This window comes from Streptomyces sp. NPDC050508 (assembly GCF_040655155.1).
In the GTDB taxonomy this organism is placed as follows: domain Bacteria; phylum Actinomycetota; class Actinomycetes; order Streptomycetales; family Streptomycetaceae; genus Streptomyces.
On record NZ_JBFAJJ010000006.1, the window covers coordinates 296,580 to 311,020 of the forward strand.

A 14,441-nucleotide genomic window follows, 5' to 3' on the forward strand; every position below is an offset into this window, starting at 1 on the left:
TTCCCTCTCATGACGAACTCGACGAGCTCGACGAACCCCCCGAGCACCCCCAACTCCCGCGCCGGGCGCCGCGAATGGACCGCCCTCGGCGTCCTGATGCTGCCGCTGCTCCTGGTCTCGATGGACGTCTCCGTCCTCTACTTCGCCATCCCGGCGATCAGCGCGGACCTGGAGCCCAGCGGCACCCAGCAGCTGTGGATCTTCGACATCTACGCCTTCGTCCTGGCCGGCCTGCTGATGACGATGGGCTCGGTCGGCGACCGCATCGGCCGCCGTCGGCTCCTCCTGATCGGCGCCGCGGCCTTCGGCACCGCGTCCCTGATCGCCGCCTACGCGAACAGCGCCGAGACCCTCATCGCCGCCCGCGCGGTCCTCGGCATCGGCGGCGCGACCCTGATGCCCTCGACGATGGCGCTGCTGCGCACGATGTTCACCGACCCCGGCCAGCGCGCGAAGGCGATCGGTCTGTGGTCCGGCGTGATGACCGCGGGCGTCGCCCTCGGCTCGGTGCTGAGCGGTGTCCTCGTCCAGTACTTCTGGTGGGGTTCGGTCTTCCTGATCAACCTCCCCGCGATGGCGCTGCTCCTGCTCATCGGCCCGTTCCTGCTCCCCGAGTCGAAGAACCCCGCCCCCGGCCGCTTCGACTGGCCGAGCGTCCCGCTGTCCCTGGCCGGCGTCCTGCCCGTGATCTACGGCCTCAAGGAGATCCCCTCCGAGGGCTGGCACGTCCAGTACGTCGTCTCGATCACGGTAGGCCTGCTCTTCGCGGCCCTGTTCGTCCACCGCCAGCGCACCGCCGCCTCCCCGATGATCGACCCGACCCTGTTCCGCGCCCGCGGCTTCGCCCCCTCCGTCGTCCTGAACCTGGTCTCCGCCTTCGGCATGATGGGCTCGGCCTTCTTCACCACGCAGTACCTGCAGTCGGTGCTCGGCAAGAGTTCGATGGAGGCGGCCCTGTGGGCACTGCTCCCCTCGGTGCCGATCGGCATGGCGGCCCCGCTCGCAACAACCCTCGTTCAAAAGGGAGTTGACCGCGCCCATGTCGTCGCGGCCGGCTTCGCCCTCGCCTCCGCCGGCTACGGCATGCTGGCCCTGGTCGGCACCGACTCCCTCTGGCTCGCCCTCGCCGCCGCCGGTGTCCTCGCCTCCGGGATCGTCATGGTGATGTCCCAGATCATGGACCTCGCGCTGGGCAGCGCCCCGGTGGAGAAGGCGGGCGTAGCGTCCTCCCTCATGGAAACGGGCGCGGAGTTCGGCGGCGCCCTCGGCATGGCCCTGCTGGGCTCCATCGGTACCGCGATCTACCGCCACGGCATCCCCGCCTCGGCCCCCGCCCCGGCCCACGAGACCCTCGGCGGCGCCCTTGCCGTCGCCCGCCAACTGCCGGGGCACGCGGGAGATGCCCTGACAGCGACCGCGCGACAGGCCTTCACCGACGGCATGCACGGCGCGGCGATCGCGGGTGCGGTGTTGCTGCTGGGGGCGGCGTTCGCGGCGGCGCGGACATTGCGGGGGGTGCGGGTGCCGGTGCAGGAGAGCAGGGAGAAGGCCTCTGCGTGAGCCCCAACTACACAGAAACGCCGGGCGGGTTGAGGATCATCTCCTCAACCCGCCCGGCGTTCTTGCGAAACGTCGAACGGGAACGTCAGACCAGGTTCACCGAACGAGCCGACGTCGCCCCGATCTCCTCGGCCACCTCCGCCAGCACACCCGCAGCCACCGTGTCATCGACGGTCAGCACGGCCAGCGCCTCGCCGCCCGCCACCGACCGCGACACCTGCATACCCGCGATGTTGATCCCGGCCTCACCGAAGACACGACCGACCGTGCCGACAACCCCGGGCCGGTCCTCGTACCGCAGCACCACCATGTGGTCGGCGAGCGCGAGGTCGACGTCGTAGTCGCCGACCGCGACGATCTTCTGCAGGTTCTTGGGACCGGCCAGCGTGCCGGAGACCGCGACCTCCTCGCCGTTGCTCAGCGTGCCGCGCACGGTGACGACGTTACGGTGGTCGGCGGACTCGGAGCTGGTCGTCAGCCGTACCTCGACCCCCCGCTCCTGCGCGAACAGCGGAGCGTTGACGTACGACACGGTCTCGTCGACGACGTCCTCGAACACACCCTTGAGCGCGGACAGTTCGAGCACCTTGACGTCGTGCTGGGTGATCTCGCCGTAGACCTCGACGTCGAGCCGCGCCGCGACCTCGCCCGCGAGGGCGGTGAAGATGCGGCCGAGCTTCTCGGCGAGGGGCAGGCCCGGCTTGACGTCCTCGGCGATGACGCCGCCCTGGACGTTCACCGCGTCGGGGACGAGTTCACCGGCGAGGGCGAGGCGCACCGACTTGGCGACCGAGACACCGGCCTTCTCCTGCGCCTCGTCCGTGGAGGCGCCGAGGTGCGGGGTGGAGACGACCTGGTCGAACTCGAACAGCGGGGAGTCCGTGCAGGGCTCCTTCGCGTACACGTCGAGTCCGGCGCCGGCGACGCGGCCCTCCTTGAGCGCGGAGTACAGCGCGGCCTCGTCGACGATCCCGCCGCGCGCGGCGTTGACGATGCGCACGGTCGGCTTGACCTTGCGCAGCGCCTCGTCGCCGATCAGACCGACCGTCTCCGGGGTCTTGGGCAGGTGCACGGTGATGAAGTCGGAGACTTCGAGCAGCTCGTCCAGCGACAGGACCTTGACGCCCATCTGCGCGGCCCGTGCGGGCTGGACGTAGGGGTCGTAGGCGACGACCTTCATGCCGAACGCGGACATGCGCTGTGCCACGAGGGCACCGATACGTCCCAGACCCACGACACCCAGGGTCTTCTCGGCCAGCTCGACGCCCGTGTACTTGCTGCGCTTCCACTCGCCGTTCTTCAGCGCGGCGTTGGCCTGCGGGATGTGGCGTGCGGTCGCCAGCAGCAGACCGCAGGCCAGCTCGGCGGCGGTGACGATGTTCGAGGTGGGGGCGTTGACGACCATCACGCCGGCCTTGGTGGCGGCGGAGACGTCGACGTTGTCCAGGCCGACGCCGGCTCGTGCGACGACCTTCAACTTCCGTGCGGCGGCGACCGCCTCGGCGTCGACCTTGGTGGCCGAGCGGATCAGGATCGCGTCCACGTCGGCGATCGCGGGGAGCAGCTCGCCCCGGTCGGCGCCGTTGCAGTGCCGGATCTCGAAGTCCGGGCCGAGGGCGTCCACCGTCGCGGGCGACAGCTCTTCAGCGATGAGTACGACAGGTTTCGAGCTCACGTGAGTCCTCACAAGTCCATTGCGTGCGGACGGCCGTCCCGACGGCCGCAGGCGGTGGAGGTACGGGCCGCGTGGAGACGCACGACGCTGTGGGCCTGACGCGTATTAGTACGGCAGTGTAGTGGCGCTCCGACAGTCGTCTTACGCCTCTGCGGAAGGATCACCCGTCCGAGGCTGGACGGGTTGGACAAAGGGGCCGGAGTGCTCACTCCGGCCCCTTGGCCTCAGGACTTACGCCTCTTCGTCGACCCAGCTCATCAGCTTGCGGAGCTGCTTGCCGGTGGTCTCCAGCAGGGACTCGGCGTCCTTCTGCTTGTACTCGTTGTACTTCTTCAGGCCACCGTGATACTCGGCCATCCACTCACGCGCGAAGGTGCCGTCCTGGATCTCGGCGAGGACCTGCTTCATCGTGGCCTTGGTCTCGTCCGTGATGATCCGCGGGCCGGTGACGTAGTCGCCCCACTCGGCGGTCTCGGAGATCGACCAGCGCATCTTCTCCAGGCCGCCCTCGTACATGAGGTCGACGATGAGCTTCAGCTCGTGGAGGCACTCGAAGTACGCGATCTCGGGCTGGTAACCGGCCTCGGTCAGCGTCTCGAAACCGGCCTTGACCAGCGCGGCCGTACCACCGCAGAGAACGGCCTGCTCACCGAACAGGTCGGTCTCGGTCTCCTCGGTGAAGGTCGTCTTGATGACGCCGGCGCGGGTGCCGCCGATGCCCTTCGCGTACGACAGCGCGAGCGCGAAGCCGTTGCCGGTCGCGTCCTGCTCGACGGCCGCGATACACGGAACGCCGCGGCCCTCCTCGTACTGGCGGCGGACGAGGTGGCCCGGGCCCTTGGGGGCGACCATGCAGACGTCGACGCCGGCCGGCGGCTTGATGAAGTCGAAGCGGATGTTCAGGCCGTGGCCGAAGAACAGCGCGTCGCCGTCCTTGAGGTTGTCCTTGATGGACTCCTCGTAGACCTGGGCCTGGATCGGGTCCGGCACGAGGATCATGATGACGTCGGCCTCGGCGGCGGCCTCGGACGGGGTCACCACGCGCAGGCCCTGCTCCTCGGCCTTCGCCTTGGACTTGGAGCCCTCGTGCAGACCGACGCGCACGTCGACGCCGGAGTCACGGAGCGACAGCGCGTGGGCGTGGCCCTGGCTGCCGTAGCCGATGACCGCGACCTTGCGGCCCTGGATGATGGACAGGTCGGCGTCGGCGTCGTAGAACAGCTCGGCCACTTTGGGTTCTCTCCTTGGTGTGCAGGTGTTGCGTCCCACCGTATGACGGCGGGCGGAAACGAAGTTCGGGGGTCTCGGAATGCGGGCGGCCGGGGCCGCCCGCACACGGGTCTACGCGGAGCGGTCGAGCGCGCGCAGCGAGCGGTCGGTGATGGAGCGGGCGCCGCGGCCGATGGCGATCGTGCCGGACTGCACCAGCTCCTTGATGCCGTACGGCTCCAGCATCTTGAGCATGGCGGTCAGCTTGTCGCTGGAGCCGGTGGCCTCGATGGTGACGGCCTCCGGGGAGACGTCGACCGTCTTGGCGCGGAAGAGCTGGACGATCTCGACGATCTGGGAGCGCGTCTCGTTGTCGGCGCGCACCTTCACCAGAACGAGTTCGCGCTGAACCGCGGAACCCGCCTCCAGCTCGACGATCTTCAGCACGTTGACGAGCTTGTTGAGCTGCTTGGTGACCTGTTCGAGCGGGAGTGCCTCGATCACGTTCACCACGATCGTGATGCGGGAGATGTCGGGGTGTTCGGTGACACCGACGGCGAGGGAGTCGATGTTGAAGCCGCGCCGGGAGAACAGGGCGGTGATCCGGGCGAGGACACCTGGCTTGTTCTCGACCAGGACCGAGAGCGTGTGCTTGGACATTTCTCTTTCGTCTCTCTCGCTCAGTCGTCTTCGTTGTCGCCGAAGTCGGGGCGGACGTCCCGGGCGAACATGACCTCGTCGTTGGAGGTGCCGGCCGCGACCATCGGCCACACCATGGCGTCCTCGTGGACGATGAAGTCGATCACGACGGGGCGGTCGTTGATCGAGTTCGCCTCCTCGATGCACTTGTCGAGGTCGTCGGGGGACTCGCAGCGGATCGCGTAACAGCCCATCGCCTCCGACAACTTGACGAAGTCGGGGATGCGGGTGCCTGCGCTCGGCTGCTTGCCGTCCGCCTCCGGGCCGCTGTGCAGCACGGTGTTGGAGTAGCGCTGGTTGTAGAACAGGGTCTGCCACTGGCGGACCATGCCGAGGGCGCCGTTGTTGATGATGGCGACCTTGATCGGGATGTTGTTCAGGGCGCAGGTGGTCAGTTCCTGGTTGGTCATCTGGAAGCAGCCGTCGCCGTCGATCGCCCAGACCGTCCGGTCCGGCACTCCGGCCTTGGCGCCCATCGCGGCCGGGACCGCGTAGCCCATCGTCCCCGCGCCACCGGAGTTGAGCCAGGTCGCCGGCTTCTCGTACTGGATGTAGTGCGCGGCCCACATCTGGTGCTGGCCGACGCCCGCCGCGAAGATCGTTCCCTCCGGGGCGAGTTGACCGACGCGCTCGATGACCTGCTGCGGGGAGAGCGAGCCGTTGTCGGGCTGCTCGTAGCCGAGCGGGTACGTCTCGCGCCAGCGGTTGAGGTCCTTCCACCAGGCGCTGTAGTCGCCGGTGTGGCCCTCGCTGTGCTCCTTCTGGACGGCCTGGACGAGGTCGGCGATGACCTCGCGGGCGTCCCCGACGATCGGCACGTCGGCCGCGCGGTTCTTGCCGATCTCCGCGGGGTCGATGTCGGCGTGGACGATCTTGGCGTGCGGGGCGAAGCTGTCCAGCTTGCCGGTGACGCGGTCGTCGAAGCGGGCTCCGAGGGCGACGATCAGGTCGGCCTTCTGCAGCGCGGTGACGGCGGTGACCGCACCGTGCATGCCCGGCATTCCCACGTGCAGCTCGTGACTGTCGGGGAATGCGCCGAGCGCCATCAGGGTGGTGGTGACGGGCGCTCCGGTGAGTTCTGCGAGGACCTTCAGTTCGGCGGTGGCGTGTGCCTTGAGGACACCGCCGCCGACGTAGAGGACGGGCCGCTTCGCGGCGGTGATCAGCTTGGCGGCCTCGCGGATCTGCTTGGCGTGCGGCTTGGTCACCGGGCGGTAGCCGGGCAGATCCATGACCGGCGGCCAGGAGAAGGTGGTCTTCGCCTGGAGGGCGTCCTTCGCGATGTCGACCAGCACCGGGCCCGGGCGGCCGGTGGAGGCGATGTGGAAGGCCTGCGCGATGACGCGCGGGATGTCCTCGGCCTGGGTGACCAGGAAGTTGTGCTTGGTGACCGGCATCGTGATGCCGACGATGTCCGCCTCCTGGAAGGCGTCCGTGCCGATCGCCTTCGACGCGACCTGCCCGGTGATCGCCACGAGCGCCACCGAGTCCATGTGCGCGTCGGCGATCGGGGTCACCAGGTTGGTGGCGCCGGGCCCTGAGGTCGCCATGCAGACGCCGACCTTGCCGGTGGCCTGCGCGTAGCCGGTGGCCGCGTGGCCCGCGCCCTGCTCGTGGCGGACCAGCACGTGACGCACCCGCGTCGAGTCCATCAGCGGGTCGTAGGCCGGAAGGATCGCACCGCCGGGGATGCCGAATACCGTGTCGGCCCCGACTTCCTCAAGAGAGCGGATGAGGGACTGCGCGCCCGTGACGTGCTCGGGGGCGGACTGCTGTCCTCCGGATCGGGGCCGCGGCTGCGGATGGGCCCCGGTGGCCTGCTCGGTCATCGTCATTCTCTTCTCGATGCTGAGGGTTTTTGCGAGGTTTGTGCGGGGTTCTGCTGCTGCACCACTGGATCTTGTGCAACAAAAAACCCCTCGTGCCGTGAGGCAAGCGAGGGGAGCGCGCCGGGTGCGGTCGCTGGGAGTTCCGGGTCCGTCCGGACGTCACCAGCTTCAGCCGACGCGCTTTCCAAGTACGAGAATTCGGGTGCGCATGGCATTGACCCTCCCCCCGGCACGCATCCACTGTCAAGTGGGTGGGACGGGAGTCTCATTATGTGAGCGGAGGGCTGTTCCGCCCCCGAAAACCACCGGCACGTTACTGGTGTACACCCCTGAGCCGCCGCCCGCGAACGCGGGCTCGGCCGGGCCGTGCGGCACCGGATAGTGACCGCGCGACAGGGCCCTGCGCAGCCGGTATTCGTCCAGCGGCCCGGAGAAGGCCATGCCCTGCCCGTGCGTACAGCCCATCGCGCGCAGGGCGACCACCTGTTCGGGCAGATCCACCCCGTCGGCGACGGACTGCAGCCCGAGATCGCAGGCGATCCGGAGCAGCCCGCTGGTGATCTTGTGCAGCCGCGCGGACTCGACGACGCCCTCGACCAGACTGCGGTCCAGTTTCAGTACGTCGACGGGCAGCCGCCGTAGCGTCGTGATGGCCGCGTAGCCACTCCCGAATCCGTCGAGGGCGATCCGGACGCCGAGCCGCCGCAGCGCGGTCAGGCGCCGCTCCAACTCGTCCAGGGAGATCCTCGGGTCGGTGTCGGACAGTTCGATCACCAGCGAACCGGACGGCAGCCCGTGCCGGGTCAGCAGGGCCTCGATCGAGCCGAGCGGCATCGACCGGTCCAGGAGCCGACGGGCGCTCATCCGGACGGCCACGGACACGGCGAGCCCGGTCGCGGTGCGCTCGGCGGCCTGTTCCACGGCCTCCTCCAGCATCCAGCGCCCCAGCTCGGCGGTCTTGTCGTTGTCCTCGGCCACCCGCAGGAACTCGGCCGGCGTGAACAGCACCCCCTGCGACGAACGCCAGCGCGCCTGTGTGGAGACCGAGGTGATCCGGCCGTCCGTCAGCGACACCACGGGCTGGTGCAGCAGCGCGAACTCACCGTCGTGCAGTGCGGCCCGCAGCCGCGTGGCCAGCTCCGCCTTCCGTACGACGTCCTGCTGCATCTGTGGGGCGTACAGCTCGACCCGGCCCTTGCCCGCCCCCTTGGCGCGGTACATCGCGAGGTCTGCGTTGCGCAGCAACTCCCCCGCGCCCAGGCCTGGTTCGGCGAAGGCGACGCCGATGGAGGCGGCGACCCGGACATCGTTGCCGTCGATGAGGTAGGGCTGGGACAGGGTGATTCTCAGGCGGTCGGCGAGTTCCATGATGTGCCGCTCGCGGGCGGCGCGGTCCCGGGTGCCGTCGCCGACGATCAGGGCCGCGAACTCGTCGCCGCCCAGCCGGGACGCGGTGTCGCCGTGCCGGACCGAGTCCTGGAGTCTGCGGGCGGCCTGGACGAGCAGTTCGTCTCCGGCCTGGTGCCCGATGGTGTCGTTGACGGCCTTGAAGCCGTCGAGGTCGATGAAGAGGACGGCCGTGCCGCGGTCGGTGGAACGGCGGCCGGACAGGGCCTGCTGGACGCGCTTGGTGAACAGGGCGCGGTTGGGCAGGTCGGTGAGCGGGTCGTGCTCGGCGTTGTGCTGCAACTGTGCCTGCAGGCGCACGCGTTCGGTCACGTCCCGGCTGTTGAAGATCAGGCCGCCGTGGTGGCGGTTGACCGTCGACTCGACGTTCAGCCAACCGCCGTCGCCGGAGCGGAAGCGGCACTCGATACGGGTGGTGGACTCGTCGTAGGGGCCGGCGGTGAGGAAGCGGCGCACCTCGTGCACCACGCAGCCCAGGTCCTCGGGGTGGATGAGCGAGGCCAGTTCGGTCCCGACCAGTTCCTCCGCGGCCTTGCCGTAGACACCGGCGGCGGCCGGGGAGACGTAGCGGAGGATGCCGTTCGGGGCGGCGATCATGATGACGTCGCTGGAGCCCTGCACCAGGGAGCGGAAGTGGTTCTCCTTCTGGGCCAGCTCCTGGGTGAGGGTGATGTTGTCGAGCAGCATGATGCCCTGGCGCACCACGAGGGCGAGGACCACGCAGCCCGCGGTGATGAGCACCACGCGGTCGGGGCTGCGGCCGTTCAGGACGTTGTAGAGAATCCCCAACGTGCAGACGGCGGCGGCGAGATACGGGGTGAGCGCGGCCAGCGAACCGGCGATGGGCCGGGTGGCCGGGTACCGGCCGTGGTCGCCGCCCTGCACGGGAGGCTGCGGGATTCCGACCCGCGGTCCAGGCCGGTGTTCATGCACCACGCGCGTGTGCCCCTCGGCCTCGGGCTGGGTGTGCCGGGGCGTGGCCCACGGGGCGTACGCGAGGAGCAGCGAGCCGGCGAACCAGCCCGCGTCGAGCAACTGGCCCGAGTGGTAGTTGTTGTGGAGCAGCGGTGAGGTGAACAGGGCGTCGCACATCACGGTCAGGGCCAGCGCGCCGATCGCGGTGTTCACGGCGGTGCGGTTGACCGAGGAGCGCCGGAAGTGCAGCGCGAGCACCATGCTGACCAGCGCGATGTCGAGCAGCGGGTACGCCAGCGACAGCGCCGTGTGGGCCACGCTCGGCCCGTCGAACTTGGCCGCCTGCGCGAGCGCGAGGCTCCAGGACAGCGTGAGCAGCGAGCCTCCGATCAGCCAGGCGTCCAGCGCAAGACAGACCCAACCGGCCTTGGTGACAGGCCGTTTGGCGAGGACCAGGAGCCCGACGATGGCGGGCGGCGCGAAGCACAGGAAGAACAGATCGGCGAAACTGGGGCTGGGTACGGTCCGTTCGAGCACGACCTCGTACCACCCCCAGACTCCGTTGCCCAGCGCAGCCATCGCCGAGGAGAGCGAGAAGAGCAACCAGGCTGGTCGAAAGCGGATACGGCGGTTTCGCGCGTAGAGGAAACACGAGACGGCGGCGGTACCCGCTGCCGCGCTGAGCCCGAAGTCACCCATGATCAGGGCGACTTGGTGCGACCCCCAGTCGAGCGCGGAACCGACGGCGTATCCCGCGCACACCAGGGCCAGGACGAGTTGCTGGACCAGGCTCCACCCGCCGCCGGAACCCGGCGGTCGAGGCAGCCGCGCTCCCGGCGAAGTCCGGTCCCGGAGCGCCCCGTTGAGAGTGGTCGTGGCAGACGGTGGCGAACTCACCGGGCCCTCCCGGTCCGCGTCGCCCCCGGGTCCCCCGGGCCCCGGTGCGCTGGATGAGCGTGCCTGCGGCGGCTGTTGGGCCTGCGGTGGTGATGACTGTGGTTGCTGTGATGTCCGCCGCGACCGCCATGACTTCCGTGACCGCAGTGGTTGCCGTGGTGGCCGCGTCTGCGCGCGGCGGTGCGCCAGGGTCGCCGTCGGCGGCCCCGCCGCGTCGGATCGCTCGTCCATAGGCCGTGCATCGCCCGTCGCCCCCCTCACAGTCTGAAATGTCCATCCCCGGCGCCGAACGGTGCGCGGCGCAGCCCCTGCCGGGACGATACACCAGTCTCGTCACTCAGGGACATAGTTCCTCTACGCTCCGTGACGACCAGCGGAGATGTGCGCACACACCGCTTCCGGAAGGTTGCGGAGGGTACCGGAATCGGATTACACGCCTGTTGCGACTAGTTCCCCGTCTCGCCCGTCGTAAGGATCACGTTGCGCAACGGCCGCCGGTTCACGAACAGTTCCAGCTGGCCGACGATCAACCGCTTCACGCGCGGCAGGAACGCCGAGGTGGGCCCGCCGACATGCGGACTGATCAGCACGCCCGGCGCCTGCCACAACGGGTGCCCCTGGGGCAGCGGTTCGGGGTCGGTGACGTCCAACGCCGCGGTGATCCGGCCGCTTTCCAGCTCCGCGAGCAGCGCCTTGGTGTCCACGACGGGCCCGCGGGCCACGTTGACCAGCAGTGCCCCGTCCTTCATCCGGGCCAGGAACTCGGCGTCGACCAGGTGACGGGTGGTCTCGTCGAGCGGCGTGGACAGGATGACGACGTCCGCTTCCGGGAGCAGGGCGGGCAGTTCGGTGAGCGGATGCACCGGCCCGCGCGCGGTGGTACGCGCGGAGCGCGCCACCCGCGCCACCCGCGCGAGCTCGAAGGGAGTGAGCCGGTCCTCGATGGCGGACCCGATGGCCCCGTAGCCGACGATGAGGACGGACTTGTCGGCGAGGGCGGGCCGGAACCCACCGCGCCACTCCCCCTTGTCCTGCGCCCGCACGAAGTCGGGGACGCCACGCAGCGAGGCGAGGATCAGCGTCAGGGTGAGCTCGCCGGTGCTCGCCTCGTGCACTCCGCGCGCGTTGCACAACTGCACACCGGGGCGCAGGTACTTGAGCCCCGGCTGCACATGGTCGATGCCGGCCGACAGCGTCTGTACGACCTGCACGGAGCCCATCTCGGGCAGCGGCCGCAGGCCGATCTCGCTGCTCTTCATGTAGGGCACGACGTAGAAGGCACACTCGGCCGGGTCTGCGGGAAAGTCCTCACCCCCGTCCCAGAACAGGTAGTTGGGCCCCTCGGGGAGCCCTTCGATCTCCTCCGGCGGGATGGGCAGCCACACGTCAACAGTCATGGTCAGGAGGCTAGGGCCTGTGCGGCGGGTCAGGCCGGAGAAAATCAACGGCACCTCGTCGGCGCAGGTGAGCGGGGGCTGGTGCGTGCAGCTGCAAGGCGGAGGAGGGCGACAACGCGGAGCGTTGGCAACCGACGACAACGCGGCAGATGTGCGTGCCAGCCCCCGCGTCTCCGGCAGGACCCGCCGCACAGGCCCTAGGTCAGGGCCGTGTGCGCGTAGAGGTTAGGTTTGTGGGCCAGGAGAGGGAGGGTCGCAAGCAGGTGGAGCGCAGGACGATCGGCGCGGGGGCGCTCGCCGTGGGGGCCGTCGGACTCGGCTGCATGCCGATGAACTGGGCCTACAGCGGGTCGCGGCAAAGGGGCGACGAGTCGGTCAGGGCGGTGCACCGGGCGCTCGATCTGGGTGTGACGCTCCTGGACACCGCCGACATGTACGGCCCGTTCACCAACGAGCTTCTGTTGGGGCGGGTGTTGAAGGAGCGGCGCGAGGACGCGTTCGTGTCGACCAAGGTCGGCCTGCTGGTGGGCGAACAGCACATCGTGGCCAACGGCCGCCCCGGCTACGTCAGACGAGCGTGCGACGCGTCACTGCGCCGCCTGCAGACGGACGTGATCGACCTCTACCAACTGCACCGCGCCGACCCCGAGGTTCCCGTCGAGGAGACGTGGGGTGCGATGGCGGACCTCGTACAGGCCGGAAAAGTAAGGGCGTTGGGGATGTGCGCGGTCGGTGCCCGTGCCGCGCGCCGACCCGGAGCACGCCTCCATGACGGAACGATCCGCCAACTACAGCGCGTGCAACAGGTGTTCCCCGTGAGCGCGGTGCAGGCCGAGCTGTCGGTGTGGTCGACGGAGGCGCTGGACGCGCTGCTGCCGTGGTGCGCGGCACGCGGGGTCGGCTTCCTCGCGGCGATGCCCCTCGGCAACGGCTTCCTGACCGGGACCCTCACCCCGGGTGAGGGCTTCGAACCGGACGACGTGCGCGCCCGTCACCCCCGCTTCACCGCCGAGATGACCGCCGCGAACCAGCCGATCGTGGCCGGCCTGCGGCGCGTGGCCCGCCGCCACGGTCCGGAGGTGACCCCGGCACAGGTGGCCCTGGCGTGGGCACTGGCGCAGGGACCGCACGTGGTGCCGGTACCGGGCGCCAAGCAGGAGCGCTGGGTGACGGAGAACGCGGGGGCGGCGGGACTGTGTCTGACGGCGGAGGATCTCGCCGAGGTGGCGGAACTGCCGGCGGCGCGGGGATCGTGGGACTGATCGCCGACCCGGCTGCACGGGGGTCGTGGGGCTGACAGCCGACCCGGCCGCACGGCCTGACGGCTCGATCGTGCGTCGGTGCGCGGTGATCGGGAACCCGTGCGGCGCGAGCGGTGTATGAAAAGTAGAACCAGCCGCGAGGACCGTCCGAGTGAGCCCTCCACCGGAGGCCGCCACAGAGAATCCGCCCGTCGAAAGGACCTGATCGTGCAACGTCGAGCTGTGTCGGCCGCACTGGCCGTGACCGCACTCCTGCTGACGGCCGGCTGCTCCTCCGACGGCGGAGGCTCGCCCGGCGACGGCACCAGCACTTCGTCCGGCGGCGCCGGTACGGCGACGGGGTCGTCGCCCTCCGCGCAGGCCGCCGAGCAGCCCCCGCCCGCCAAGGGCACGGTGAAGGTACTGCGCACGGTCACCGAGGGACTGAAGACACCGTGGGGCCTCGCGCCCTTGCCCGACGGGAACCTGCTGGTCTCGTCCCGCGACGACGGCACGATCACGCGGATCAACGAGAAGACGGGGCAGAAGACCGAGCTGGGCAAGGTGTCCGGGGTGTCCCCGGCCGGCGAGGGCGGCCTCCTCGGCATCGCGCTCTCCCCGGACTACGCCTCGGACCACATGATCTACGCCTACTTCACCTCGGCCTCGGACAACCGCATCGTCCGCGTCCTGTACGACGAGAAGAAGCCGGCCGGTGAGCAGCTGGGCGCGCCCGACACGATCTTCAAGGGCATCCCGAAGGGCTACATCCACAACGGCGGCCGGATCGCCTTCGGCCCGGACGGGATGCTGTACGCGGGCACGGGCGAGAGCGGACAGCGGGGCCTGGCGCAGGACAAGAAGTCCCTGGGCGGCAAGATCCTGCGGCTGACCCCGGAGGGCGACCCGGCCCCGGGCAACCCGTTCCCGAACTCGCCGGTGTACACCTACGGCCACCGCAATGTGCAGGGCCTCGCCTGGGACTCCAAACAGCGGCTGTTCGCCTCGGAGTTCGGCCAGGACACCTGGGACGAGCTGAACGCGATCAAGCCTGGCGACAACTACGGCTGGCCGGTCGCCGAGGGCAAGTCGAGCAACCCCGAGTACCACAACCCGATCACCGAGTGGCACACGGACGACGCCTCCCCCAGCGGCATCGCCTATGCCGAGGGCTCCATATGGATGGCGGGGCTGAAGGGGCAGCGCCTGTGGCGCATCCCGCTGGACGGCACCAAGGCGTCGGCCGCCCCGCAGGCCTTGCTCACCGGCGAGTACGGCCGGCTGCGCACGGTGGTGTCGGCCGGCGGCGACAAGCTGTGGCTCGTCACCAGCAACACGGACGGCCGGGGCACGCCTAAGTCGGGGGACGATCGGATTCTGGAGCTTCAGGTGACGTAGCGGACACGTCGGCGGAAGGGTCGGGCAGGCGTACGACGACCTTGCCCGACTCCAGGTCTATCGGACCGCGTCCGGGGTCTCCGTCGGCGACGTCGACCCTGGTCATCTCCAGGCGGTTGGCCTCGTCCTGGGTGTGCTTGCGGCCCGGCGAGAACAACTCCTCGAACATGTTGAACACGGCGCCTCCCCTGTGCCGGTCCCCTACAGCGTACGA

10 protein-coding genes are annotated in these 14,441 nt (G+C 69.7%); 3 read left to right on the forward strand and 7 right to left on the reverse strand.

Annotation, left to right across the window (positions count from 1 at the left end):
- Positions 1-9 precede the first annotated feature (9 nt).
- A complete protein-coding gene (locus AB0I69_RS19620) occupies positions 10-1,560 on the forward strand; it encodes an MFS transporter (RefSeq protein WP_363096887.1) in 1,551 nt (516 codons plus the stop codon).
- A gap of 85 nt (positions 1,561-1,645) precedes the next feature.
- Here AB0I69_RS19620 and serA read toward each other — a convergent pair whose 3' ends face one another.
- From serA to AB0I69_RS19650, 6 genes are all read right to left on the reverse strand, one after another.
- A complete protein-coding gene (gene serA, locus AB0I69_RS19625) occupies positions 1,646-3,235 on the reverse strand; it encodes a phosphoglycerate dehydrogenase (protein WP_363096888.1) in 1,590 nt (529 codons plus the stop codon).
- Positions 3,236-3,466: 231 nt separating this feature from the next.
- On the reverse strand, positions 3,467-4,465 hold the full coding sequence (gene ilvC / locus AB0I69_RS19630) for a ketol-acid reductoisomerase (RefSeq protein WP_019068660.1): 999 nt from the start codon (positions 4,463-4,465) through the stop codon (positions 3,467-3,469).
- A gap of 111 nt (positions 4,466-4,576) precedes the next feature.
- The gene (ilvN, locus tag AB0I69_RS19635) at positions 4,577-5,104 is read right to left on the reverse strand and encodes an acetolactate synthase small subunit (RefSeq protein ID WP_355920856.1); all 528 of its coding nucleotides are present in this window, start codon (positions 5,102-5,104) and stop codon (positions 4,577-4,579) included.
- 20 nt (positions 5,105-5,124) lie between these two features.
- Positions 5,125-6,978 carry an acetolactate synthase large subunit gene (locus tag AB0I69_RS19640; protein WP_363096889.1) on the reverse strand — a complete coding sequence of 618 codons (1,854 nt, stop codon included), beginning with the start codon at positions 6,976-6,978 and terminating at the stop codon, positions 5,125-5,127.
- A 237-nt stretch (positions 6,979-7,215) separates the two neighbouring features.
- The gene (locus AB0I69_RS19645; protein WP_363096890.1) at positions 7,216-10,191 is read right to left on the reverse strand and encodes an EAL domain-containing protein; all 2,976 of its coding nucleotides are present in this window, start codon (positions 10,189-10,191) and stop codon (positions 7,216-7,218) included.
- Positions 10,192-10,637: 446 nt separating this feature from the next.
- Entirely contained in the window at positions 10,638-11,588 is a 951-nt protein-coding gene (locus AB0I69_RS19650) for a 2-hydroxyacid dehydrogenase (RefSeq protein WP_363096891.1), read from the reverse strand.
- Between the two features lie 263 nt (positions 11,589-11,851).
- Between AB0I69_RS19650 and AB0I69_RS19655 the strand changes: the two genes are divergently transcribed.
- On the forward strand, positions 11,852-12,850 hold the full coding sequence (locus AB0I69_RS19655) for an aldo/keto reductase (protein ID WP_363096892.1): 999 nt from the start codon (positions 11,852-11,854) through the stop codon (positions 12,848-12,850).
- Positions 12,851-13,072: 222 nt separating this feature from the next.
- On the forward strand, positions 13,073-14,227 hold the full coding sequence (locus AB0I69_RS19660) for a PQQ-dependent sugar dehydrogenase (protein ID WP_363097120.1): 1,155 nt from the start codon (positions 13,073-13,075) through the stop codon (positions 14,225-14,227).
- Here the strand turns inward: AB0I69_RS19660 and AB0I69_RS19665 are convergent.
- Entirely contained in the window at positions 14,184-14,405 is a 222-nt protein-coding gene (locus AB0I69_RS19665) for a DUF6191 domain-containing protein (RefSeq protein WP_363096893.1), read from the reverse strand. The two genes, AB0I69_RS19660 and AB0I69_RS19665, sit on opposite strands and share 44 nt — an antisense overlap.
- Positions 14,406-14,441: the final 36 nt, after the last annotated feature.

What these genes read in the sequence shown, in the direction of transcription:
- AB0I69_RS19620 (WP_363096887.1), top strand. Translation starts at nt 10, where the DNA reads ATGACGAACTCGACGAGCTCGACGAACCCCCCGAGCACCCCCAACTCC.
- ilvN (WP_355920856.1), bottom strand. Translation starts at nt 5,104, where the DNA reads ATGTCCAAGCACACGCTCTCGGTCCTGGTCGAGAACAAGCCAGGTGTC.
- AB0I69_RS19640 (WP_363096889.1), bottom strand. Translation starts at nt 6,978, where the DNA reads ATGACGATGACCGAGCAGGCCACCGGGGCCCATCCGCAGCCGCGGCCC.
- AB0I69_RS19650 (WP_363096891.1), bottom strand. Translation starts at nt 11,588, where the DNA reads ATGACTGTTGACGTGTGGCTGCCCATCCCGCCGGAGGAGATCGAAGGG.